A 22,503-nucleotide genomic window follows, 5' to 3' on the forward strand; every position below is an offset into this window, starting at 1 on the left:
CAGGCATTCCGGGGGATTGTGGCGCACCAAAACCAGCAAGCGATCCCCGCACGACCCCCAATTGGTGCACGCGCACTACAGCAGTGCGAAGCCGCGCCCCATCTCACCGCAGCGAATGCGAACCAAGCAGCCATCCGCGAGTAGATTTCAAAACTGGCACGCCTATTGCACTGCAGCACGCACGGTCAATCGTGACCGAACCCTTTTGTTGGAGTGGTGCAATGAATCGTCGTGGAACCCTGAACGTACTGGCAGCCTCGGTCTCCCTGGCTTACTTCTTCTCGTCTCCTGCGCAAGCACAGGACACCATCAAGGTCGGCGTGCTGCACAGCCTGTCAGGCACCATGGCCATTTCGGAGACCGTGCTCAAGGATACGGTGCTGATGGCCATCGACGACATCAACGCCAAGGGTGGTGTGCTGGGCAAGAAGCTGGAGCCCGTGGTGGTGGACCCTGCCTCCAACTGGCCGCTGTTCGCTGAAAAAGCCAAGCAGTTGATCACGCAGGACAAGGTAGCCGTGGTCTTCGGCTGCTGGACCAGCGTATCGCGCAAATCGGTGCTGCCCGTGTTCGAGCAGAACAATGGCCTGCTGTTCTACCCTGTTCAGTACGAAGGTGAAGAGCTGTCCAAGAATGTCTTCTACACCGGAGCTGCCCCCAACCAGCAGGCAATTCCTGCGGTCGAGTATCTGATGAGCAAGGAAGGCGGTGGTGCCAAGCGTTTCGTGCTGCTAGGCACTGATTATGTCTACCCCCGCACCACCAACAAGATCCTGCGCGCCTTCCTCAAATCCAAGGGCGTGAAGGATTCCGACATCATGGAAACCTATACCCCCTTTGGCCACAGCGACTACCAGACCATCGTGGCAGATGTGAAGAAATTCTCCACCGGCGGCAAGACCGCTGTGATCTCCACCATCAATGGCGACTCCAACGTGCCCTTCTACAAGGAGCTGGGCAATGCGGGCCTCAAAGCCAAGGATGTGCCCGTGGTGGCCTTCAGCGTGGGCGAGGAAGAGCTGCGCGGCGTGGACACCAAGCCACTGGTAGGACACCTGGCAGCGTGGAACTACTTCATGAGCGTGAAGAACCCTACCAACACCGCTTTCATCAAACAGTGGAGCGATTACGCCAAGGCCAAGAACATTGCGGGCCACAAGGACAAACCGCTGACCAACGACCCGATGGAAGCCACCTGGATCGGCATCCACATGTGGAAGCAGGCCATCGAAAAAGCCAAGAGCACGGATACCGACAAGGTCATCGCTGCCATGGCCGGCCAGACCTTCGCTGCACCAGACGGCTTCACCGTGAAGATGGACGAGAAGAACCACCACCTGCACAAGCCCGTGATGGTGGGTGAGATCAAGGCCGATGGCCAGTTCAATGTGGTCTGGAAAACCAAGGGCCCAATCAAGGCACAGCCCTGGAGCCCCTATATCGAAGGCAATGACAAGAAGAAGGACGAGCCGGACGGCAAGAGCAGTTCCTGATTGCATGCTGCCCGGTCTGCGCAATGCCGACCGGGCAATATCAAGTATCAAAACAATAGCTAATGGCGCTTAATGGATAAGCGCTGAAGGTTGATTCAACCATGAACATCCTGCACAAAGCCATGGCCGCAGCCTTGGGCTTGCTGCTGTCCCTGTCCTGCCACGCGCTGACCGCCGAACAGACCTTTGCCATGGCGGCTGCCGAAGACAATGATGCGCGCGCTGCGGCCATCAACGCCGCCGTGCTGGAGCCTGACGACGGCGGCAGGCTGGCCGCCTATCTGCAGGCGCTTGCCGATGACGCTGTACGCACAGCCGGTGGCAAGGCCTTTGTCATCCAGGGCGAGCGTGCCATCGATCCCGCCACCGGTGCAGTCACCACACTGCCCGCTGATGCCGAGGAGATCGTCAACAACAACTACCTGCGCGGCGTGATCGAATCCGCTCAGGCTGCACTGGCGCTGAACAGCGCCGATGTGCAGGCCCGCCGTGCAGCGGCGCAAAAGCTGGCGGCAGAACCCGATGCCGCTCGCCTGCCGCTGATCGACAAGGTGCTGGCAGGTGAACAGGATGCACAGGTCAAAGCCATGCTGGAGCGCGCCAAGGCTGCCAGCCTGCTGGGCAGCGAGGATTCTGCCGAGCGTCTGCAGGCTGTACAACAACTGGCGCAGATCCACACCCCGGAGACACAGCTACTGCTGAACCAAAGGCTGGCCGACGAGAGCGATCCTGCGGTGCAGAAGGCAATCCGCTCTGCGCTGTCATCCATTGCCGAATCGCTGGCCTGGGGCGAACGGCTGGGCGCCATCTTCAGCGGTCTGAGCCTGGGCTCCGTGCTGCTGCTGGCAGCGCTGGGCCTGGCCATCACCTACGGGCTCATGGGCGTGATCAACATGGCGCATGGCGAGCTGATCATGATCGGTGCCTATGCCACGTACCTGGTACAGGTGTTGTTCCAGCGCTGGATGCCTGAGTCCGCCTTCGGCTGGTATCTGGTCGTGGCCGTGCCAGTGTCCTTCATCGTCGCCGCGCTGGTAGGCGCTGTGCTGGAGCGTGGCGTGATCCGTTTTCTCTATGGCCGTCCGCTGGAGACGCTGCTGGCCACCTTCGGCATCAGCCTGGTATTGCAGCAGACGGTACGCAGCCTGTTCGGAGCGCAGAACGTAGGGGTCGAAAACCCCGCCTGGATGAGCGGTGGCGTTTCACTGTTGCCCAATCTCACGCTGCCGTTCAACCGCATTGCCATCATCTTGTTTGCCTTTGCAGTGCTGGGCGCCGTGGCCTTCATGATCGCCCGAACGCGGCTGGGCCTTTTCGTACGCGGCGTCACGCAGAACCGCGCCATGGCCTCGTGCGTTGGCGTGAACACTGCCCGCACCGACACCTATGCATTCGCACTGGGCTCCGGCATTGCCGGTCTCGCCGGCTGCGCCTTGAGCCAGATCGGCAATGTGGGCCCCGACCTGGGCCAGAACTACATCGTCGACTCCTTCCTGGTCGTGGTGCTGGGCGGTGTGGGTCAGTTGGCGGGCACGGTATACGCTGCGCTGGGGCTGGGCGTGCTGTCCAAGCTGCTCGAAGGCTGGGCCGGTGCAGTACTCGCCAAGATTGCCGTGCTGCTGTTCATCGTCGTGTTCATCCAGAAACGCCCGCAAGGCATCTTTGCCCTCAAGGGCCGAAGCGCCGAAGCCTGACCATACCTATGACAACCGATCTGCCAACATCCATGCAACTACCCAGGCCCGATCCTCTGCTCGGCACTCGGGGCTGGGCCATCTTTCTGGCTGCACTCATCGCGGTATGCGCCATGGCGCCCGCCCTCAACCTGCTGGTGCCCGAGGGCAGTGCGCTGCATCTGTCCGACTATCTGGTGGGCCTGATGGGAAAATTCATGTGCTATGCCATCGTGGCCCTGGCCATCGACCTGATCTGGGGCTACACCGGCATCCTGAGCCTGGGCCATGGCCTGTTCTTTGCATTGGGTGGCTATGTGATGGGCATGTACCTCATGCGCGAAGCAGCAGGCCCCGATGCGCTGCCGGCGTTCATGGGTTTTCTGGACTGGAAGGAACTGCCCTGGCACTGGGCGCTGTCGGGCAGCTTTGTGGCCACCGTGCTGATGGTGGTTCTGGTTCCGGGCGTGATCGGTGGCGTATTCGGCTATTTCGCCTTCCGTTCGCGCATCAAGGGCGTGTATTTTTCCATCATCACCCAGGCGCTCACCTATGCGGCCATGCTGCTGTTCTTCCGCAACGAGACTGGCTTTGGCGGCAACAACGGCTTCACGGGCTTCAAGACCCTGCTGGGCTATTCGCTGAACACGCAAGCCATGCATGTGCTGTTGTTTGCGCTGTCGGGGCTGGCGTTGCTGGGCTGCTTTCTGTTCTCGCGCTGGCTGATTCGCAGCAAATACGGCCGCGTGCTGCAGGCCGTGCGTGATGCCGAATCGCGCACCATGTTCTGCGGCTACAACCCCTTGCCCTACAAGCTGTCGATCTGGATCATCTCGGCCATGATGTGCGGCCTGGCCGGTGCGCTGTATGTGCCCCAGGTTGGCATCATCAACCCCAGCGAGATGAGCGTGGGCAACTCGATCGAAATGGCTGTGTGGACGGCTGTGGGTGGCCGCGCAAGTCTGGTAGGCCCCATCATTGGTGCTTTCGCCGTCAATGGTGGCAAGAGCTGGCTCACCGTGGCGGCTCCCGAATACTGGCTGTATGTGCTGGGCGCACTGTTCATCGTGGTGACCTTGCTCATGCCAGGCGGCCTGATCCGTCTTCCAACGCAGATCCGCGAATGGAAGAACAAGCGCCGCGCACTGACGCAACCATCTGCCCCCCAGCAAGGAGTTCAGGCATGACCCCCGACCTGATGCAATCGGGCAGCGAACGCCTGCAGCAGTACCGCACGGAGCGTCGCAGCGAAGGCCGCACCGAATCAGGTGGGCGCAGTGCCAGCATGGCAAGGCCCGTGGTGGCCGGAGAGGTGGATACCACCCACGGCCGCATCCTCTACCTGGAAGATGTGCATGTGAGCTTTGATGGTTTCAAGGCCATCAACGGATTGAACCTCGACATTGCCCCTGGCGAGCTGCGCTGCATCATCGGCCCCAATGGCGCAGGCAAGACCACCATGATGGACATCATCACTGGCAAGACCCGGCCTGACAGCGGCACCGTGTTCTTCGGCTCTACCATCGATCTGCTGCGCTACAACGAGCCCGAAATTGCCGCCATGGGGATTGGCCGCAAGTTCCAGAAGCCCACGGTGTTCGAGCAGCTCTCCGTGTTCGAGAACCTGGAGCTGGCACTCAAGACACACAAAGGTGTTGCGGCATCCATGCGCTTTGCCCTCCATGGCGCCCAGAAGGACCGCATTGCCGAAGTACTGCACACCATTCATCTGGCAGGCAGCGTGAACCGGCAGGCAGGCCTTTTGAGCCATGGCCAGAAGCAGTGGCTGGAAATTGGCATGCTGCTGGTGCAAGAGCCCCAGTTGCTGCTGTTGGACGAACCCGTTGCCGGCATGACGGACGAGGAAACAGCGCGCACGGCGGAGCTGTTTCTCACCCTCAAAGGCAGGCATTCACTGATGGTGGTGGAGCACGACATGGGCTTCATCGGCACCATCAGCGAGAAAGTCACAGTGCTTTGTGATGGCGCTGTGCTGGCCGAAGGCACCCTCGCCCAGGTGCAAGCCGACGAGCGCGTGATCGAGGTGTACCTTGGCCGCTGATTTCTGTAAAACAGTCGCTGCCCGCATTGGATAGCCGGGCGCAGGACGCAAAAAATGCTTGAAGTTCACAACCTGCACCAGTACTACGGCGGCTCGCACATTCTGCGCAATGTCAGCGTGAAAGCCGAGATCGGCAAAATCACGGTCCTGCTGGGCCGCAACGGCGTTGGCAAGACCACGCTGCTCAAGAGCCTGATGGGTCTGGTGCCCATCAAGAGCGGCCGCATTGAATGGCAGGGCCTGGACATTGCGCGCAAGACGCCCTACGAGCGTGCGCGCAGCGGCATCGGCTATGTGCCGCAAGGGCGCGAGATTTTTTCGCGCCTGTCGGTAGAAGACAATCTGCGCATGGGATTGTCGTACTGCCCTGCGCGTACCCGTATACCGGGTGAGCTGTACGAGCTTTTCCCGGTATTGAAGCAGATGCTGCACCGGCGCGGCGGCGATCTCTCGGGCGGCCAGCAGCAGCAGCTTGCCATCGCACGCGCGCTGGCGCCACAGCCCCAGATACTGATTCTCGATGAGCCTACCGAAGGCATACAGCCCAGCATCATCAAGGACATCGGCCGCGTGATCCGCATGCTGGCCGACCGCGGCGATATGGCCATTCTGCTGTGCGAGCAGTACTATGACTTTGCCGAAGAACTTGCCGATCACTATGTGGTGATGGAACGCGGCGAAGTGATTGCCGCAGGTCCCGGCAATGAAATGCAGCAAAAGGACATCCGGAAACTGGTGGCAATCTGACCCATGGCCTGGCATGCGCAATTGGCGCTTGATTACCGCAAGCAGCAAGACAAGACCGCCCTGCACTTCACGCACGACGGCCCGCTGCGCATTCTCAAGAGCCTCTACCCCGAAGGCGCCAGCATCTGCCACAACGTGCTGGTACATCCTCCTGGAGGACTGGTTGGTGGCGATGTGCTTGATATCAGCGTACAGGTGCGGGAAGGCGCGCATGCCCTGGTGACCACCCCAGGCGCCACACGTTTCTACAAAAGCAATGGCCAGTCCGCGCTGCAGCGCACCCGGCTCGTGCTAGAGACTGGGGCAAGGCTGGAATGGCTGCCGCTGGAAGCCATTGCCTACAACGCCTGCGATGCCGCCAACCACCTGGAGTTCAAACTTTCCGAAGGCGCCCAACTGCTGACCTGGGATGTGACGGCATTGGGCCTGCCCATGGCGAACCAGCCTTTTGCATGCGGGCGCTTCACCCAGCATATGGAATGGCCTGGTCTCTTTCTGGAGCGCGGCCTCATCAGTGCGCAAGACCATCTGTTGCTGGACGGAGCTTTGGGTTTGTCTGGACAACGCTGCATGGGCAGCCTGATTTTTGCAAGCGGCACACCGCTTGCCCGCCCCCAGCGCGAAGCGCTGCTGGAGAGCACACACGGGCTGCTGCAGGCAGCGCCCCAAGGCACCGTCTGCGGCGTTACCGCGCCCAACGCGCATATGTTGGTGCTGCGCGGCCTCGCGCCTGTGGTGGAGCCGCTCATGCAGGTGTGGAAGACCGTGTGGGCGCATTGGCGCAGCGAGCTGTGGAGTCTGCCCGGCACAACGCCCCGCATCTGGTCGATGTAGCGCTGTCTCTCTGTCTTTGGCGGCCTGTCGAACCTGGCGCGCTGAAGGAATCAGGCGCCGTCGATCAGGAGTTCGATATCCTTGGCCAAGGTGTCCACCGGTGTGCCATACCGGCTGTAGAGGCGCAGACGCCCTTGCGGATCGAAGATGTAATCACCAGCGGTGTGGTCCATGGTGTAGCTGGCCGGTGTCTGGCCATCCACCTTCTTGTAGTAGATCTTGAAGTCCTTGGCCATCTTCGCCAGTTCCTCGTCGCTGCCACGCAGCGCCAGAAAGCTCGGGTCAAAGTTGGCAATGTAGGACTTGAGCATTTCGGGCGTATCGCGGGCCGGATCCACCGTGACAAAGACCACTTGCAGCTTGTCGCCCTTGGCGCCCAGCTTTTGCTTGACAGCCGCCAGATCGCTCAAGGTCGTGGGACACACGTCCGGGCACTGGGTATAGCCAAAGAACAACAAGGTCACCTTGCCCTGGAAATCGGCCATGGTGCGGCGCTGGCCATTCTGGTCAGGCATCGCAAAATCCTGTGCGTATTCCTTGCTGCCTGTCAGGTCGATCGCATTGAAGCTGGCCTTGGGCTGGCTTTGTTTGCATGCAGTCAGGGTACCTGCAGCGCCCGCCACCAGGGCGCCTGCAGCCATCCATCGAAGAGCATCACGCTTTTTCATCACATATCACCAGGTTACATAGTGGTCGACCAGCAAGGCGGCAAACAGCACACTCAGGTAGACCAGCGAAAAGCGGAAGGTCTTGCGGGCCAGAGCGTCGGAATAGCTGCGCCACAACGCGACAGCGTAGCCAAAGAAGCCTGCGCCCAGTACCACGGCAGCCACCAGATAGATCCACGAGCTCATCTGAATGATGAAAGGCAAAAGGCTCGCGGCGAACAACACCACCGTATAGAGCACGACCTGCACACGGGTGTAATAGTTCCCGTGCGTCACGGGCAGCATGGGCAGGCCCGATTTGCGGTAATCCTCCACCCGGTACAGTGCCAGGGCCCAGAAGTGTGGGGGCGTCCACAGGAAGATGATGAGAAACAGCAGCAGCGATTGCGGCGCGACATCGCCGGTCATCGCAGCCCAGCCCAACACAGGCGGCATTGCACCGGATGCACCGCCAATCACGATGTTCTGTGGCGTCAGGGGCTTGAGAATCACCGTGTAGATGATGGCGTATCCCACGAAGGTGGCAAAGGTGAGCCACATGGTCAACGCATTGACCCAGAAATACAGAATGGCCGAACCCGCCGCGCACAGGGCCGCAGAAAACAGCAAGGTCTGGCTGTTGGAGAGTTCACCACGCGCCGTGGGGCGCCAGGCCGTACGCTTCATGCGCGCGTCGATGCTCTGCTCCACCAGACAGTTGAAGGCCGCAGCAGCGCCGGCCACCAGCCAGATACCGGCGCAGGCAATCGCCATCAGCGACAGCTCGGACGCCGAAGGCAGACCCGGCACTGCCAGCACCATGCCGATCAATGCGCAAAACACGATCAACTGCACTACCTTGGGTTTGGTCAATGCATAGAACTGCGCAAAGCGGTTCGGCATCGGGGCAGCGGCAAGTTCGGTCATCGGAGCACTCAGTCTTTGTTCCATACAGCAATTCAGGCCGCAGCTTCGCCACGGCGGATTTCACGGTGCGTGCTGCACCACATCCAGGTCAGCACCACCATGATGGCCGCAGCGCCGCCGGTGTGCAACACGGCGGCCACGATGGGCCAGTCCAGCACCACATTCGACAGCCCGGTGGCAAACTGCAACACGGTCAACCCGATCAGCCACCGCCGCTGCGAGGCCAGTTGCGGCACGGTGTGCAAACGCCAGCCCAGCCAGAGCAGCGCCGCAATCACCAAGTAGGCAAACAGCCGGTGCACATAGTGGATGGCAACCAGCGCTTCATAGCTGATGTGCGAGCCATCGGCCAAGAAGCCCAGAGGGCGCCAGATCTGGAAGCCATCGAAATTCATCGCTGGCCACCAGGCACCATTGCACTGCGGAAAGGTGGTGCAGGCCAGCACCGCGTAATTGGTGCTCACCCAGCCACCCAAGGTGACCTGCACGAACACCAGCGCTGCGGCAGCCGCGATCACCCAGCGCAGCACCTGCGGCACTGGGACTAACCCGAGATTATCGGCAAATTGCGTCTGGCGCGTTGCCTGCACGGTTAATAGCATCAACAGCACCGTGCCACCCAGCAGATGCAAGGTGACGATGGCCGGAAAGAGCTTCATCGTCACCGTCAACGCGCCAAACGCCCCCTGTATCAGCACCCACACCAGGGTTGCCGTGGGCCACCAGGGACTGATGGGTTCGTGCTCCTGACGCCTGCGGCGCACCCATGCGCTGGCAGTGAGCACGATGATGAGACCCCCGACCGCTGTCGCCAGATAGCGGTGAATCATCTCCACCCAGGCCTTGCCGTGCGTGACCGGGCCAGTGGGCATGGCCTGCTGCGCTGCCGATATTTCGGCGTGCGCGCCAATCGGGCTGGCATTGCCGTAGCAACCCGGCCAATCGGGGCAACCCAGACCCGAATCAGTCAGGCGCGTGAAGGCGCCAAACATCACCAGATCAAAAGACAGGAACAGGGTGAGCACCGCCAGCACCTGCAGGCGCTTGAGCGGCGTTGCGCCCCGGTGCCGCCACCAGATCCAGGCAACAGGCCCCAGCGCAATGATGGCGCCCGTGAGCAATACCCGCGCCAGCGGTGCGAAATCGTACAGATCCTGCGAAGTCATACTCTCAAAAACTCAGGGATGCACTTCATGCATCGAACGGAAAACAGCCGCAGCGGGTTGGAGCGCAGGCCAGCAACCCGCCTGGCCCGAAGGCCAATCAGCAAGAGAAGGGGCCATGGGCACGCTAACGCCCCTCCTTGTCCCAGCTGGAGGAGGCACGCAGCAGTCTTTCCAGATCCTTGCGGGCCTTGGCTGCATCACTCTGGCTCAATCTGGCGGGAAAGCGCATCATCCAGTGGCCCAGCGGGTCCACCACGTATAAGTGATCTGCCAGTTGTGCACCAGAAGCCGGTGCCAGCCATTGCGCCACCGCCGCCTGCGGCATGCGCAATACAGTGGCCTGCGAAAGCGCAGGGCGCATGGTTTCGGCTGGTGTGCCACCGTCAGTGATCAACCATACCCAGTCCACCCGCTCCTTCTCTCGCCCCATGCTCTCGCGCAACTGGCGCTGAAGGTAAAGATTGTTCTGACAGATGTCGTCGCAGGCGGCGGGCGATGCGCTCACCAGCAGCCATTGCCCCTTGAGGCTCTGCAGATCGAACGCCTTGCCATCCAGCGTCTGCACCTGCATGGCAGGAAGGGTTGGCTGCTGGACAACCAACTCACCAAAATTACGGCGGCCTTCGGGGCGGATCACATAGTAGGTGAAGTACGAAGCGATCACCGGCGCTGCGCACACCAGCAGCACCAGGAACATCTTGATGCGGCCACTGCGCGAGCGCTCTGCGGCATCGATGGCATCGCCCGCCTGGGCGGCGGGCAAGCTGTGCACGGTCAGGCCCAGCAATTCCTCATCCGCCGGTGGCGGGGCTTGGGTGGCGGCGGCGCCTGCGGACACTTTGGACAATTTGGAACCAGACATAAAGGATGGCAATCAGGCTACACAGGCCAAACCATTGAAACGCATAACCATAATGCTTTTCCACGCCGCTGCCTACCACAGGCCAGTCGCGTGCAAGGCCATCGGAGGCAGCACCGGTTTCCACCACCGTCAATGCGGCCAGGGGCACGCCGATCTCTCGGGAGAAACTCGCAGTGTCGAGATTCTGACGGATCTGGGATACCCCTGAGGCATTGGCTGGCGTCTGCAACTCCAACAGGCGCGCAGGCTGGCTGGCAATGCGCCCCTGCACCTGCACACGGCCGGAAGGCGTCTGTACCGTTGGCAACGCAGCTCTGTTCTCAAAATTACGGGGCACCCAGCCGCGCTGCACCAGTACGGTCTGCGACAGGTTCGACCCAACAGGTCCAGTTGGCCCTGCCAGGCGCAGCGGTGTCAGCACATAGAAACCAGGCCTGCCCTGCATCTGGCGATTGTCCAGATAGACCGTATGCTGCGGCAGCCATTCGCCTTGTAAAACCACCTGTCGATGCAGCAATTCTTCTTGCGCAGAAAGCGCCAGTGGCACCAGCAGGCTGTGACCATCCAGCGCAGGCATGGCAACACGCGCATCAAGCTGCGTCTGGTAGGCTTCCTTCTCTGCAGCGCGGCGCAGTTGCCAGCGTCCGAGCGATGCCGTCACCAGCATGGCGATCACTGCCGCCATGGTGATGATGGCAAAACGCAGGCGCACCTTGCGGGCGCCGCTGGCAACAGTGGAATCCGCTACATCAGCCATGGCTGGCGGCACCCTGCAATGCGCTGTTCATGTAAACGCTTCCTGCAAATTCCGAGAGAAAAACATGCGACTGGCTTTCATCCCCATGGTTATACCTCGCCCCACGCACCGAATCGGTAGCGCGGGTGATAGCGGATGGTGCAGGCGCTGCATCTGCGCAAGAATAGATGCCTAATTGCTTATTGGTGTCTGAGAGACAAGCGCCTTTGCTCGCAAGACAAAAGCGCATTGCGCGACAACACCCGGAGTTTTCCATGAAGATCATCATCGCACTCGCCTTTGTCGTCATCATTGCCAGCCTGGCATCTGCCCTCATCTTCATGATGCGCGGCAGTCGGGAGGATGGCGCCGGCAACAAGCGCATGGCCTGGGCGCTCACGGTGCGGATCGGGATCTCGGTGCTGGTGTTCCTGTGCATTCTGATTGCCTGGAAGCTGGGCTATATCCAGCCCCATGGAATTCCTGCGGGCTCCTGAACCACCACCGACCCAACAGCAAAAAAGCGCCGTGAGGCGCTTTTTTGCTGAGCTGGATGCAACTTACATCCAATACACCAGTATGTACAGGCCCAGCCAGACCACGTCCACAAAGTGCCAATACCAGGCAGCCCCTTCGAAGCCAAAGTGCTTCTTGGCGGTGAAATGGCCTTTTTGCAGCCGCAAGGTGATGACCAGCAGCATCAACATGCCGACAAACACGTGCAACCCATGAAAGCCCGTAAGCATGTAGAAGGTGGAGCCGTACACGCCCGAATTGAGCTTGAGATTCAGCTCGGTGTAGAGGTGGTGGTACTCGTAGCCCTGCACGAACAGGAAGATCACGCCCAGCAGCACCGTCATCCACATGAACTTGATGCACTTGGCACGGTGGTCGTCCCGCAGCGCATGGTGGGCAATGGTGAGGGTGACGCCCGAAGTCAGCAGCAACGCGGTATTGATCGTAGGCAGCCAGAAAGGCCCCACCGTCTGGAACGGATCGACTGTGCCTGCGGGTGACGCGGTCGCACCGGGCGACACGCTGGGCCAAGCCGCCTTGAAATCAGGCCACAGCAAGGCGTTGTCCAGGCTGCCCAGCGTAGGCACCGAATGCGCGCGCGCCCACCACAGTGCCGTGAAGAATGCGCCAAAGAACATGACTTCGGAGAAGATGAACCAGCTCATGCTCCAGCGGTAGGACATGTCGATGCGGTGGCTGTACTTGCCTGCCTGGCTCTCATGGATGGCATCGCCAAACCACTGGTACAGCACAAACAGCCACCAGACCGTGCCCAGGAGCAGCACGTACTTGGCCCAGTCATGGCCATTGACCCAATTGCCCGCCCCGACGATCATCAGGCCCAGGCCGATGGCCGCCATCACCGGATGCCGCGATTCTGCGGGAACAAAGTAGTACGGCGTAGCGCCATGGGGTGTCGCACTCATCTCAGCTCCTGATATCTCGTTTTCTAGCTACTGAAATACTCTACTCAAACCAACCAATGCACCAGGGCCATCAGCCCCAGCACAAACAAAGCCAGGGCCACCAGGCCTACGGCGATGACTTGCAGCGGCGTGATCTGCGCGCCGTCCTGCTGCCACTCCGATCCCTTGCGAACGCCCAGCAAAGACCACAGCACCGCCTGCACCGTGCGCCACACGCTGCCTTTGCGCTGTCCGGGTTGCGGTGTCGGGCTGGGTGCTGGCATCACGATGACCCTGGTTCTGCTGCCGCAGCAGCCGCCGTGGGCACGACCACCGGAGCACCCGGTGTCTTGCCGCCCACTTCAAAGAAGGTATAGGACAAGGTGATCGTCGTCACATCCTTCGAGAGCTTGGGGTCGATGACGAAGGCCACCGGCCACTCCTTTCTCTCACCCGGATCCAGCGTGTACTGGTTGAAGCAGAAACACTCCAGCTTGTTGAAGTAGGGAGCGGCCTGCTTGGGCGCATAGCTGGGAATCGCCTGCGCCGCCATGCGGTGGTTCTGCTCGTTGCGAAACTCGTACATCACCGTGCTCAGCTCCCCTGGGTGCACCTTCATCGAAGCCACTGCGGGCTTGAAGCTCCAGGGGCCACGTGCATTGGCATCGAACTCCACCGTGATGGTGCGGCTCTCGTCCACCTGGGTATTGAGCTTGACGTTTTTCCCGGCAGTACCGTTGCCCGGCACATCGCGCTCGGTCAAGGCCAGAATGTTGATTCCGGTGACTTCGCAGATGCGCTTGTACAGCGGGATCAGCGCATAGCCAAAGGCAAACATGCCCAAGGCTACGACGGCCAGCTTGCCCACCATCTTGACGTTGTCTGCGTGTCGCACTCTTGCTTGCTCCTGTTCGCTCGCCGTACTGCCTACAGCACCGTCATCTTCACCAGAAACCCGATGAAGAAGACCAGCGCCACCGACGCCAGAATCAGCGCCAGCCGGATATTTGCCTTGCGTTGTTCAGGCGTTGTCATCTACAGATCCAATCAGCCAATGACCTTGGTGGCCGTGGCGTCCAGCTTGGGAGGGCTCTCGAAGGTGTGGAATGGTGCTGGCGAGGGCACTTCCCACTCCAGGCCTTCAGCGCCTTCCCACGGCTTTTGCGGAGCCTTTTCGCCATGGCGGCGCATGCCGGGCCACACCACGAACACAAAGAAGTACACCTGCATCAGACCGAAGCCGAATGCGCCGATCGACGCAATCATGTTGAAATCGGCGAACTGCATGGGGTAGTCGGCATAGCGACGCGGCATGCCGGCCAGACCCAGGAAGTGCATGGGGAAGAAGGTGATGTTGAAGGTGATGAGCGAGCCCCAGAAGTGGATGCGGCCACGCGCTTCGGAATACATCACACCCGTCCACTTGGGCGCCCAGTAGTAATAACCGGCAAACATCGAAAACAGCGAGCCAGCCACCAGCACGTAGTGGAAATGCGCCACCACGTAATAGGTATCCTGCAACTGGATGTCGATGGGTGCCATCGACAGGATCAGGCCCGTGAACCCGCCCATCGTGAACACGAAGATGAAGCCCACGGCAAAAAGCATCGGCGTCTCGAACGTCATCGAGCCGCGCCACATCGTGGCCACCCAGTTGAAGATCTTCACGGCCGTCGGCACCGAGATCAGCATGGTCGCGTACATGAAGAACAGCTGGCCGGTCACCGGCATGCCGGTGGTGAACATGTGGTGCGCCCACACGATGAAGGACAGGATGGCAATGGCCGCCACAGCATAGACCATGGATGCATAGCCGAACAGCTTCTTGCGGCTGAAGGCCGGAACGATCTGGCTCACGATGCCGAAGGCCGGCAAAATCATGATGTAGACCTCGGGGTGGCCGAAGAACCAGAAGATGTGCTGGTACATGACCGGGTCGCCGCCGCCCGCAGGGTTGAAGAAGCTCGTGCCAAAGTGACGGTCGGTCAGGGTCATGGTGATGGCGCCTGCCAGCACGGGCATCACGGCAATCAGCAGGTATGCGGTGATCAACCAGGTCCAGCAGAACATGGGCATCTTCATCAGCGTCATGCCGGGGGCGCGCATGTTCAGGATGGTGACGATGATGTTGATCGACCCCATGATCGACGAAGCACCCATCACGTGCATGGCGAAGATGCTGGTGTCCATGGACGGACCCATCTGCAGCGTGAGCGGTGCGTACAGGGTCCAGCCCGCAGCGGGCGCGCCGCCAGGCATGAAGAACGAGCCCACCAGCATCAGGCCTGCAGGAATCATCAGCCAGAAGCTGAAGTTGTTCATGCGCGCAAAGGCCATGTCGGATGCACCGATCTGCAACGGAATCATCCAGTTCGCAAAGCCCACAAAGGCCGGCATGATGGCGCCAAACACCATGATCAGGCCATGCATGGTGGTGAGCTGGTTGAACAGCTCAGGGTTGACCAGTTGCAGGCCGGGCTGGAACAGCTCGGCGCGGATCAGCAGCGCCAGCACGCCGCCCACCATCAGCATGGTGAACGAGAACAGCAGGTACAGCGTGCCGATATCCTTGTGATTGGTGGCAAACACCCAGCGGCGCCAACCGGTGGGCGCGCCATGGTGGTGGTCATCGTGGCCATGCGCATCATGGCCGTGGCCAGTGTGGCTGTGGTCTGTAGGGAGAACGGCGCTCATAGTTCTTGACTCCGATAGCTCTTCGTGTGCTGGACTGGTGGGGCTTTATGGCGCAGCAACAATGTCTACGCGGCGCGCCTGGCTGTCAGCGCCCTGTCCTGCAGTAATGGTTTCTGGCTTGCGCATCTCGATGCGCCCATCGGCTACGCCGTTGTCTGTCAGCATCTTGGCCACTGCCTGGGCGCGCAGCTTGGCGAGTTCGGCGTTCTGATCGGCATTGCCGGTGGAATCGACATAACCGGACAGTACCACCTTGCCAGCCTGGGTGGCCAGGGCGCCCGCCGCCTTCTTGACGGTGGCCTGCGCGTCGCTGTCCAGATCGCTCTTGCCGCTGCCGAAAAACACCTGGAATGGACCCGCTTCTGCAGCCGGTGCGGCAGCAGCAGGGGCTGCTTGTGCATCGGCAGCCGGCGCAGCGGGTGCGGGGGCTGCAGCACCAGCAGCAGGCGCTGCGGAGCCCCCGCCCTCAGGGAACTTGCCACCGCGTGCAGCCACGAACTCGGCGGGTTGCACCATGGTGCCGGTCTTGTTGCTCCAGTGATTCTTGGCAAAGGTCACCACGGCGGCCAGGTCGGTATCGCTCAATTGCTTCCAGGCGGGCATGGCGCCATTGGCGCGGCCTTCCAGCACGGCGTGCATCATGTCTGCCGTGGGGCCCAGCACCACGGGACTGCCGTCAAGTGCCTTGATGGGGCCTGCGCCCTTGCCATTGGCCTGGTGGCAGGCCGCGCAATTGGCCGCATAGACCTTTTCGCCACGGGCCACCAGATCGGCCAGCACCCAGACCTTGTTCGGATCGTCCGCCTTGGCAGCCAGCTTCTTCTTCTGGTCTGCCACCCATGCGGAATAGTCATCAGCCGACAGCACCTTCACGTGGATAGGCATGTAGGCATGCTCCTTGCCGCACAGCTCTGCGCACTGGCCGTAGTAATCGCCTGTTTTCTCGGCACGGAACCAGGTATCGCGCACGAAGCCGGGGATCGCATCCTGCTTGATGCCAAAGGCAGGCACCATGAAGGAGTGGATCACGTCCGCAGCCGTGGTGATGACACGCACCTTCTTGTTGACGGGCACCACCAGCGGGTTGTCGACGCGCAGCAGATAGTCATTGGGCGCCTTGGAGACATCGCCGCTGTTGGACATGGCACGCTGGCTGCTGTCCAGGGTGGAGACAAAGCTCAGGCCTTCACCTTCGCCCGTCAGGTAGTCATAGCCCCATTTCCACTGGTAGCCGGTCACCTTGACGGTCAGGTCCGCATTGGTGGTGTCTTTTTGCGCCACCAGCACCTTGGTGGCAGGCAAGGCCATCAGGATGACGATGACAAAAGGCAGAACCGTCCAGGCAACTTCCACTGTGACCGATTCATGGAAATCCGCGGCCTTGGCCCCTTTGGATTTGCGGTGCTTCCAGATCGAATAGAACATCACCGCAAACACACCAACGAAGATGATGGTGCAGATCCACAGCATCATCCAGTGCAGGGTATGCTGTTCTTCGGCAATCTTGGTAACCGGGGGAGGCAGGTTCATCTGCCCGACTGCAGGGCCGCCCGGCAGGCTCTGCACTGCGTGCGCTGCAGTTGCCAAACCTACGCCAGCCACCAACAGCAAAGAAGCCAGTTTTTGAGAAACACTTTTCATAGTTGTCACTTACTTCTCAACGTCTCATCGTTATGAAGTGCAAGGCACCATGTGGGGGAAACATGGAGCCGCGTGGTGCACCTTTGGCCGAGCGCACCTGCGGTTGCACTCATGCCACTTTGTCATCAAACCGAGCATGGCGTGAACTGCGCAATATTGCAACCCATGCAATCCCGGGATCATAGGGCTTTCACAACAGAAGCCCTTCAGGCACTAGACAGCCGTCGCAATTGGCGTTCCACGCCAGCCCCCGGTACCGGGCTTGTCTCCGGTGTGGCCCGAGCCCTTGGCGGTGTACCACCGGTTGCCCATATCGGCAGCGCCTTGCGCGGCAGCGGTCACTTACCCCTGCATGCGCCCCTGACGCAGCATCTGCTGCATGTCTTGCACGCTGATGACACTCTCGCCCTGCAGCTTGATGCGCGGAGTCGGCTTGAAGGCGTGGCCGTAGATGATCTCGAAGGTGACAACCAGCCGCCCTTCCTCATCGGCGCGGGCCAGCTGTCGCGCAAGCGATAGGTCGAGCTGTCCAAGCCAGCTGCGCCCCCGCAGGGCGCCAAAGCGGCGGGGGTGCAGGTTTCGCCCCAGCTCGCGCAGTTCTGCGCGCAATTTCTGCGCACTGGAATACGACAGTGTGATGCGCTCCATGTCCATCACCGGCTCGGCAAAACCGGCCTGCACAAGCATGTCGCCCCAGTCATGCATATCAGTGAACTCGTGGCTCGCAGCCGGCCAGCCCTGCTGTGCATAGACGGCCCGCACTTCTGCCAATGTGTCCGGCCCCAGGCAGGAAAACATCACAAACCCATCCACAGCCAGCAACTGGTGCCAGGTCTGCAGCAGTTGCTGCGGATTGGGGTGGTTGTGCAGGGCCATGTTGGCCCAGAGCATGTTCACGCTGCCCGCTTCCGGCTGGCCCCAGTGCAGCTTGGGCTGGCGCCACCGGCTCATGCTCCACCAGGGGTTGGAGAGGTGTTCGCGCAGCACGGCTTCGTGTCCAGGCTGGGTTTCGACAACGCTCAGCGCCGACTGTGAATAACGCTCGGCCACACGCTGGTGCGCTGCCAGGCCACCGTACAGCGGCTCCCAGCTGCACCAGGCAGCGGGCTTTTGCATAATCCACGCCAGACGCTCCTCCATGCGCCGCCCTACTTCATCATGCAGCCAGGGGCTGTGCGCAGGCGCCTGCCTCTGCCAGCGCGTGGCGGCTATCGGGTCAATCGTCGGGGGAGTGGAAAATTCGGCCATGGGGAAGCCCGCTACGCAGTAAGGGCGTGGGTTAAATGTCTTCTGAAAGAAACGGCATGGCAATAGTCAGCAGCGAAAGCGGTGTTTCGGCTCCACGTTGGCACCATTGGCAATGGTGGCAACAGTGGCCAACCCGGTTTGCAAACCGCCTGGGTGAGCACCTGCCCGGCACCTGCCTGGTGTGCCAGCGCTGGCCCAGCCCGCAGCTGTGCAGTGACTGCGCAGCCATCTGCACGCCTTCTGCCACAGGGCGCTGCGACCGCTGCGCGCTGCCTTTGCCCGGCACCAGCCAGGTCTGCCCGGCTTGCCTGCTCGACCCGTTGCCGCTGAGGCACTGCCATGCAGCAGTGGACTATAGCCCGCCTTGGAGCGGCATGGTGCAGCAGTTCAAATATCACCAGCATCTGGCATGGGCAAGGCCCATGGCGCAGTTGATGCTGCAGGCGCCGCACGCGCGGCAATAGCTGCAACAGGCAGATCTCGTGTTTGCGGTACCGCTCTCGGCCGCGCGGCTGCGCGAGCGGGGCTACAACCAGGCCCTGCAACTGGCCCGCGCCCTGCAGCGCCAGGCGCCGGGCAACGCCGTGCTTCATTCTGGCTGGCTATTGCGCCTGGCCGATACCCCGGCGCAGGCGCAGCTGAGCCGCGCTGCGCGCTTGCGCAATCTGCGCCACGCTTTTGCCGTCGAACCGCGCCATGCAGCAGCGATTTGCGGCAGGCAGGTGTTGTTGGTAGACGATGTAATGACCACGGGCGCCACATTGGCTGCAGTGGCAAACATGCTGCTGGCGCACGGTGCATCTGCGGTAGATGCTATGGTTTTTGCAAGAACTCCGTCGCCGGAATAAAACGCAGCGCCATGCAGGCGCTTTGATGCATCACTACACTGGCACGCCTTGGCGGCCCGTGCCGCGCGCATCTTCCCATCACTGCATCCCATGTTCAACGTCGTCCTGGTCGAGCCAGAAATCCCCCCCAATACCGGCAATGTGATTCGCCTGTGCGCCAATACCGGCAGCCGCCTGCACCTGATCGAGCCGCTGGGGTTTTCCATGGAAGATCGCTACATGCGCCGCGCAGGCCTCGATTACCACGAGTACGCCGCCACGCAGCGCCATGCCAGCTGGCAGACCTTTGTCGACACCATGCAGCCAGCGGCAGACCGCATGTTCGCCATGACCACGCATGGCAGCAGCCCTGCGTTTGACATTAAATTTCACCCGGGTGATTGGCTGGTATTTGGCTGCGAAACCCGTGGCCTGCCCCCTGCCTTGCGCGAGAGCTTTCCCCTCACCCAGCGTGTGCGCCTGCCCATGGTGGCAGGCCAGCGCAGCCTCAATCTGTCCAACGCCGTGGCAGTGACCGTCTTTGAAGCCTGGCGCCAGAATGGCTTTGCCATGCCTGACGGTGGTATCGCTCAATAGCAACAGATTTGAGAAAAAATGGCCATTGGCGTACAACAGATGCGCGCCAATAGCTCTCATTTATATAGCAAAGAGATGTGCCGCCGGGGCTCAGGCGTTCTGTGAGCGCTTGACGAAGAACAAGCCCATGCCCACCAGCATCAGCAGGCCACCAAACACCTTGTTCTGGATACGCATGGCCTTGCTGTCACGCAGCAGGCGGCGCAGCACACTGGCGCTTGCGGCATAGCCGTGCATCACGATGGTGTCCACTGCCAAGGTCGTGACGGACAGGATCAACAGTTGCAGCCACAACGGATGATCGGCCGTCATGAACTGCGGCAGCACCGCCACCATGAAGATGATGCCCTTGGGATTGGTGGCATTGGTCAGAAAACCACTCAAGGTACGCTTTTTCCAGCTGCCTTCGGGCTGCTGCGTGGCTGCGTCGCTCACCAGGCCTCCAGTCGAGCGCCACTGCTGAAAACCGATGTAGATCAGGTAGCAGGCGCCCACGATCTTGACGATGTTGAACGCGGTCTCGGACGCGATCAGCAGCGAGCCCACACCCGCACCCGCAATCAGCAGAATGAGCAGCAAGCCCAGTTGCAGCCCAAAAATGGTGGCGCTGGTCTTGCGCACGCCGTAGGAAAGGCCGTGGCTCATCGACAGCACCGCGCCCGAGCCCGGTGATACAGCAATGATGATGGCCGCCACCAGATAGGCCAGCCAGGTGTGAAATTCCATGATCAATCCAGAAACGGCCTCACCATGCCAACGCCCACGCATCACATCGCCCTGCCATGTGCGCATTGGCGCCTGGCAGGCCGCAGTTTGTAGGCCCGGCACAACGGGCAAAGCCGCCATTATCGCGCCAGGCTGCTCTCCATTGCCAGCACCGCCCGTGGGGGACTGTCACATATTTTTCATAGCAGCCTGCGCTTGCTGGGCATACGCAGAACGCAAAAAATTGCAATAAATTCCCACAAATCACCAAAAAAACGTAACCTCGTCCCCAAAGTACCTACAACAACACCATTTTTTGCACGCATGGAAGCGCACGCCCCTCTTTGGCTGACCTACACCTTTTTGTACCTGGCAGCCGCTGTCATCGCCGTGCCGATTTCACGCGCCCTCGGCCTTGGCACCATCATCGGCTACCTGGTGGCCGGCATGATCATCGGCCCCAGCGGCCTCAAGCTGGTCAGCAATGTGCAGGACATCCTGCATTTTTCCGAGTTCGGCGTAGTGCTGATGCTGTTCCTGATCGGGCTGGAGCTGCAGCCCAGCCGCCTGTGGAGCATGCGCCGCCCCATTTTCGGCGTGGGCAGCGCGCAAATGCTGCTGTGCACCGCAGGTCTGTTTGCCGCAGGCTGGCTGCTCGGGTTTGACTGGCATATGGCCCTGATTGCGGCCCTGGGCCTGGCACTGTCTTCCACTGCAATTGCGTTGCAAAGCATTGCAGAGCGTAACCTCATGTCTACCAACAGCGGCAAGACGAGCTTTGCCATCCTGCTGTTCCAGGACGTGGCGGCCATCCCGATCCTGGCACTCGTGCCCCTGCTGGCCGTGGGCCAGCAGGCCGCGCAGAACGACGGCAACATGCTGCTCGAAATCGCCAGAACCCTTGCCATCATTGCGGCCGTCATCGTGGGTGGGCGCTACCTGCTGCGCCCCGTGCTGCGCTGGATTGCGCAAAGTGATTCCCGCGAGATCTCTACCGCCACTGCCCTGCTGCTGGTGGTGGGCATTGCCTACCTGATGCTGCAGATCGGCCTGTCCATGGCTCTCGGTGCCTTTCTGGCTGGCGTGCTGCTGGCCGACAGCGAATTCCGCGCCGAACTGGAGACCGACATCGAGCCTTTCAAGGGCCTGCTGCTCGGATTGTTCTTCATCGCGGTGGGCATGAGCATCGATTTTTCGGTGATCCTGTCGTCCCCCCTGGCCATGCTGGCGCTGGTGGTGATTTTTCTGCTCATCAAATCCGTCGTCATCTACAGCCTCGCCACCGTGCTGCGCATGCCGCTGCAGGAGCGCCCGCTGTTCACGCTGCTGCTGGCGCAGGGCGGAGAGTTTGCGTTCGTGGTGTTCAGTGCCGCGCAGGCGCAGGGTATTGTGAGTCCGCAGCACTCTTCGCTGCTGATCGGCGCAGTGGCCATCTCCATGGTGGCCACGCCGCTGATGGTGGCCGCCATGGACCGCTGGCTCATGCCACGGTTTGCCAACCTCGCCACCGGTGAAGATGCGCCGGAAGAGCTGCACGAGCAGCAGGAAGCATCCGTGTTGATCGCAGGATTTGGACGCTATGGGCAGATCGTGACCCGTGTGCTGCTGAGCCAGGGCATCAAGGCGGTCATTCTGGACCACAGCGTCGAGATGCTCCAGGTCGCGCAGAACTTCGGCTACCGTGTGTTCTATGGCGATGCCACCCGACAGGATCTGCTGCGCATCGCCGGGGCAGAGAAAGCCGAGGTCATGGTGATCGCGGTCGACGACGAGAGCCAGACCAACCAGATCGTCAAGCTGGTGCAGCAGCATTTTCCGCACCTCAAGATCGTGACGCGGGCCAAGGACGTGGCGCACTGGTTTGCCCTGCGTGACATGGGCGTGCAGTATGTGGACCGTGAGCTGTTCGATTCCAGCCTGCAGACGGCCGAGAAAACGCTGGAGCTGATGGGCTACACCCCTGAGGACGCGCAATATGTGGTCACGGTGTTCCGTGCCCACAACATCGAGTTGACCAACAAGATGTACGAACACCGCAACGACCGCGAAACCATGCTGGCCGTGGGCCGCCAGGGCCGCGATCAGCTGGTCGAGCAGATGATGCGAGAGCGCCAGGAGCGCCAGACCCAGGCGCAGGAAGCCGAGCAGGCCCCCAGCAGCCCCTACCCCCACCAGCCGGACGACCCGCAATCCCACATTTGACCGTAGGCACGCGCAGCCCAC

25 protein-coding genes are annotated in these 22,503 nt (G+C 61.1%); 11 read left to right on the forward strand and 14 right to left on the reverse strand.

Translation table 11 applies throughout. The annotated features are described in order from the left end of the window. The first annotated feature begins 221 nt into the window (after nt 1-221). From urtA to ABIE32_RS12015, 6 genes are all read left to right on the forward strand, one after another. Entirely contained in the window at nt 222-1,493 is a 1,272-nt protein-coding gene (gene urtA, locus ABIE32_RS11990) for an urea ABC transporter substrate-binding protein (protein WP_429016372.1), read from the forward strand. Between the two features lie 101 nt (nt 1,494-1,594). Beyond that, entirely contained in the window at nt 1,595-3,187 is a 1,593-nt protein-coding gene (urtB, locus tag ABIE32_RS11995) for an urea ABC transporter permease subunit UrtB (RefSeq protein WP_429016374.1), read from the forward strand. Nucleotides 3,188-3,219: 32 nt separating this feature from the next. Next, nucleotides 3,220-4,353, forward strand: coding sequence for an urea ABC transporter permease subunit UrtC (urtC, locus tag ABIE32_RS12000; RefSeq protein ID WP_429016375.1), 1,134 nt, complete (start codon nt 3,220-3,222; stop codon nt 4,351-4,353). Then, entirely contained in the window at nt 4,350-5,228 is an 879-nt protein-coding gene (gene urtD, locus ABIE32_RS12005) for an urea ABC transporter ATP-binding protein UrtD (RefSeq protein WP_429016378.1), read from the forward strand. The genes urtC and urtD overlap by 4 nt, the downstream gene beginning before the upstream one ends. A gap of 54 nt (nt 5,229-5,282) precedes the next feature. Next, nucleotides 5,283-5,975 carry an urea ABC transporter ATP-binding subunit UrtE gene (urtE, locus tag ABIE32_RS12010; protein ID WP_429016380.1) on the forward strand — a complete coding sequence of 231 codons (693 nt, stop codon included), beginning with the start codon at nt 5,283-5,285 and terminating at the stop codon, nt 5,973-5,975. Between the two features lie 3 nt (nt 5,976-5,978). After that, nucleotides 5,979-6,809, forward strand: coding sequence for an urease accessory protein UreD (locus tag ABIE32_RS12015; protein ID WP_429016383.1), 831 nt, complete (start codon nt 5,979-5,981; stop codon nt 6,807-6,809). A gap of 50 nt (nt 6,810-6,859) precedes the next feature. On the opposite strand, the gene ABIE32_RS12020 is transcribed toward ABIE32_RS12015, so the two are convergent. From ABIE32_RS12020 to ABIE32_RS12040, 5 genes are all read right to left on the reverse strand, one after another. Next, nucleotides 6,860-7,477, reverse strand: coding sequence for an SCO family protein (locus ABIE32_RS12020; RefSeq protein ID WP_429016385.1), 618 nt, complete (start codon nt 7,475-7,477; stop codon nt 6,860-6,862). A 6-nt stretch (nt 7,478-7,483) separates the two neighbouring features. Continuing rightward, complete coding sequence (gene cyoE, locus ABIE32_RS12025) at nt 7,484-8,383, reverse strand: heme o synthase (protein WP_224151425.1); 900 nt, start codon at nt 8,381-8,383, stop codon at nt 7,484-7,486. A 32-nt stretch (nt 8,384-8,415) separates the two neighbouring features. Beyond that, nucleotides 8,416-9,549 (reverse strand): COX15/CtaA family protein, encoded by a 1,134-nt coding sequence (locus tag ABIE32_RS12030; RefSeq protein ID WP_224151424.1) that lies wholly within the window; start codon nt 9,547-9,549, stop codon nt 8,416-8,418. Nucleotides 9,550-9,673: 124 nt separating this feature from the next. Further along, nucleotides 9,674-10,411: an SCO family protein gene (locus ABIE32_RS12035; protein WP_429016388.1), complete on the reverse strand. Its 738-nt coding sequence runs from the start codon at nt 10,409-10,411 to the stop codon at nt 9,674-9,676. Continuing rightward, nucleotides 10,341-11,168, reverse strand: a complete 828-nt coding sequence (locus ABIE32_RS12040; protein WP_429016391.1) for an SURF1 family protein — start codon at nt 11,166-11,168, stop codon at nt 10,341-10,343. The genes ABIE32_RS12035 and ABIE32_RS12040 overlap by 71 nt, the downstream gene beginning before the upstream one ends. Nucleotides 11,169-11,422: 254 nt before the next feature. On the opposite strand from ABIE32_RS12040, the gene ABIE32_RS12045 reads away from it, so the two are divergent. Beyond that, the gene (locus ABIE32_RS12045; protein WP_224151421.1) at nt 11,423-11,644 is read left to right on the forward strand and encodes a twin transmembrane helix small protein; all 222 of its coding nucleotides are present in this window, start codon (nt 11,423-11,425) and stop codon (nt 11,642-11,644) included. Between the two features lie 63 nt (nt 11,645-11,707). Here ABIE32_RS12045 and ABIE32_RS12050 read toward each other — a convergent pair whose 3' ends face one another. From ABIE32_RS12050 to ABIE32_RS12085, 8 genes are all read right to left on the reverse strand, one after another. Beyond that, complete coding sequence (locus ABIE32_RS12050) at nt 11,708-12,589, reverse strand: cytochrome c oxidase subunit 3 (protein WP_395024806.1); 882 nt, start codon at nt 12,587-12,589, stop codon at nt 11,708-11,710. A gap of 44 nt (nt 12,590-12,633) precedes the next feature. Further along, complete coding sequence (locus ABIE32_RS12055) at nt 12,634-12,852, reverse strand: DUF2970 domain-containing protein (RefSeq protein WP_224151419.1); 219 nt, start codon at nt 12,850-12,852, stop codon at nt 12,634-12,636. Beyond that, nucleotides 12,852-13,463 (reverse strand): cytochrome c oxidase assembly protein, encoded by a 612-nt coding sequence (locus tag ABIE32_RS12060; protein ID WP_224151418.1) that lies wholly within the window; start codon nt 13,461-13,463, stop codon nt 12,852-12,854. Before ABIE32_RS12060 ends, ABIE32_RS12055 begins: the two co-directional genes overlap by 1 nt. 32 nt (nt 13,464-13,495) lie before the next feature. Further along, on the reverse strand, nt 13,496-13,603 hold the full coding sequence (locus tag ABIE32_RS12065; RefSeq protein WP_395024802.1) for a cytochrome oxidase small assembly protein: 108 nt from the start codon (nt 13,601-13,603) through the stop codon (nt 13,496-13,498). 12 nt (nt 13,604-13,615) lie between these two features. Next, entirely contained in the window at nt 13,616-15,262 is a 1,647-nt protein-coding gene (ctaD, locus tag ABIE32_RS12070; protein WP_429016396.1) for a cytochrome c oxidase subunit I, read from the reverse strand. Nucleotides 15,263-15,307: 45 nt separating this feature from the next. Then, nucleotides 15,308-16,903 carry a cytochrome c oxidase subunit II gene (coxB, locus tag ABIE32_RS12075; RefSeq protein ID WP_429016398.1) on the reverse strand — a complete coding sequence of 532 codons (1,596 nt, stop codon included), beginning with the start codon at nt 16,901-16,903 and terminating at the stop codon, nt 15,308-15,310. A 213-nt stretch (nt 16,904-17,116) separates the two neighbouring features. Further along, a complete protein-coding gene (locus ABIE32_RS12080; protein WP_429016400.1) occupies nt 17,117-17,245 on the reverse strand; it encodes a hypothetical protein in 129 nt (42 codons plus the stop codon). Further along, nucleotides 17,246-18,151: a biotin synthase gene (locus tag ABIE32_RS12085; protein WP_429016403.1), complete on the reverse strand. Its 906-nt coding sequence runs from the start codon at nt 18,149-18,151 to the stop codon at nt 17,246-17,248. Nucleotides 18,152-18,207: 56 nt separating this feature from the next. Between ABIE32_RS12085 and ABIE32_RS12090 the strand changes: the two genes are divergently transcribed. From ABIE32_RS12090 to trmL, 3 genes are all read left to right on the forward strand, one after another. Beyond that, nucleotides 18,208-18,615: a hypothetical protein gene (locus ABIE32_RS12090; RefSeq protein WP_429016406.1), complete on the forward strand. Its 408-nt coding sequence runs from the start codon at nt 18,208-18,210 to the stop codon at nt 18,613-18,615. 18 nt (nt 18,616-18,633) lie between these two features. Then, a complete protein-coding gene (locus tag ABIE32_RS12095; protein WP_429016409.1) occupies nt 18,634-18,999 on the forward strand; it encodes a ComF family protein in 366 nt (121 codons plus the stop codon). A gap of 90 nt (nt 19,000-19,089) precedes the next feature. Beyond that, nucleotides 19,090-19,575, forward strand: a complete 486-nt coding sequence (gene trmL / locus ABIE32_RS12100; protein ID WP_429016412.1) for a tRNA (uridine(34)/cytosine(34)/5-carboxymethylaminomethyluridine(34)-2'-O)-methyltransferase TrmL — start codon at nt 19,090-19,092, stop codon at nt 19,573-19,575. Nucleotides 19,576-19,665: 90 nt separating this feature from the next. On the opposite strand, the gene ABIE32_RS12105 is transcribed toward trmL, so the two are convergent. After that, nucleotides 19,666-20,301 carry a LysE family transporter gene (locus ABIE32_RS12105; protein ID WP_429016415.1) on the reverse strand — a complete coding sequence of 212 codons (636 nt, stop codon included), beginning with the start codon at nt 20,299-20,301 and terminating at the stop codon, nt 19,666-19,668. A 303-nt stretch (nt 20,302-20,604) separates the two neighbouring features. On the opposite strand from ABIE32_RS12105, the gene kefC reads away from it, so the two are divergent. Next, complete coding sequence (gene kefC / locus ABIE32_RS12110) at nt 20,605-22,482, forward strand: glutathione-regulated potassium-efflux system protein KefC (RefSeq protein WP_429016417.1); 1,878 nt, start codon at nt 20,605-20,607, stop codon at nt 22,480-22,482. Nucleotides 22,483-22,503 lie beyond the last annotated feature (21 nt).

This window comes from Comamonas sp. 4034 (genome assembly GCF_050434545.1).
In the GTDB taxonomy this organism is placed as follows: domain Bacteria; phylum Pseudomonadota; class Gammaproteobacteria; order Burkholderiales; family Burkholderiaceae_C; genus Comamonas; species Comamonas odontotermitis.

Bases quoted from the DNA above. Each gene is read 5' to 3' on its own strand.
- urtA (WP_429016372.1), top strand. From the start codon at position 222: ATGAATCGTCGTGGAACCCTGAACGTACTGGCAGCCTCGGTCTCCCTG.
- kefC (WP_429016417.1), top strand. From the start codon at position 20,605: ATGGAAGCGCACGCCCCTCTTTGGCTGACCTACACCTTTTTGTACCTG.
- ABIE32_RS12045 (WP_224151421.1), top strand. From the start codon at position 11,423: ATGAAGATCATCATCGCACTCGCCTTTGTCGTCATCATTGCCAGCCTG.
- ABIE32_RS12020 (WP_429016385.1), bottom strand. From the start codon at position 7,477: ATGAAAAAGCGTGATGCTCTTCGATGGATGGCTGCAGGCGCCCTGGTG.
- urtC (WP_429016375.1), top strand. From the start codon at position 3,220: ATGCAACTACCCAGGCCCGATCCTCTGCTCGGCACTCGGGGCTGGGCC.
- cyoE (WP_224151425.1), bottom strand. From the start codon at position 8,383: ATGACCGAACTTGCCGCTGCCCCGATGCCGAACCGCTTTGCGCAGTTC.
- ABIE32_RS12090 (WP_429016406.1), top strand. From the start codon at position 18,208: ATGGCAATAGTCAGCAGCGAAAGCGGTGTTTCGGCTCCACGTTGGCAC.
- ABIE32_RS12065 (WP_395024802.1), bottom strand. From the start codon at position 13,603: ATGACAACGCCTGAACAACGCAAGGCAAATATCCGGCTGGCGCTGATT.
- ABIE32_RS12040 (WP_429016391.1), bottom strand. From the start codon at position 11,168: ATGGCTGATGTAGCGGATTCCACTGTTGCCAGCGGCGCCCGCAAGGTG.
- ctaD (WP_429016396.1), bottom strand. From the start codon at position 15,262: ATGAGCGCCGTTCTCCCTACAGACCACAGCCACACTGGCCACGGCCAT.
- ABIE32_RS12015 (WP_429016383.1), top strand. From the start codon at position 5,979: ATGGCCTGGCATGCGCAATTGGCGCTTGATTACCGCAAGCAGCAAGAC.
- ABIE32_RS12030 (WP_224151424.1), bottom strand. From the start codon at position 9,549: ATGACTTCGCAGGATCTGTACGATTTCGCACCGCTGGCGCGGGTATTG.
- ABIE32_RS12055 (WP_224151419.1), bottom strand. From the start codon at position 12,852: ATGCCAGCACCCAGCCCGACACCGCAACCCGGACAGCGCAAAGGCAGC.
- urtD (WP_429016378.1), top strand. From the start codon at position 4,350: ATGACCCCCGACCTGATGCAATCGGGCAGCGAACGCCTGCAGCAGTAC.
- trmL (WP_429016412.1), top strand. From the start codon at position 19,090: ATGTTCAACGTCGTCCTGGTCGAGCCAGAAATCCCCCCCAATACCGGC.
- ABIE32_RS12085 (WP_429016403.1), bottom strand. From the start codon at position 18,151: ATGGCCGAATTTTCCACTCCCCCGACGATTGACCCGATAGCCGCCACG.
- urtE (WP_429016380.1), top strand. From the start codon at position 5,283: ATGCTTGAAGTTCACAACCTGCACCAGTACTACGGCGGCTCGCACATT.
- coxB (WP_429016398.1), bottom strand. From the start codon at position 16,903: ATGAAAAGTGTTTCTCAAAAACTGGCTTCTTTGCTGTTGGTGGCTGGC.
- ABIE32_RS12035 (WP_429016388.1), bottom strand. From the start codon at position 10,411: ATGTCTGGTTCCAAATTGTCCAAAGTGTCCGCAGGCGCCGCCGCCACC.
- ABIE32_RS12050 (WP_395024806.1), bottom strand. From the start codon at position 12,589: ATGAGTGCGACACCCCATGGCGCTACGCCGTACTACTTTGTTCCCGCA.
- ABIE32_RS12105 (WP_429016415.1), bottom strand. From the start codon at position 20,301: ATGGAATTTCACACCTGGCTGGCCTATCTGGTGGCGGCCATCATCATT.
- urtB (WP_429016374.1), top strand. From the start codon at position 1,595: ATGAACATCCTGCACAAAGCCATGGCCGCAGCCTTGGGCTTGCTGCTG.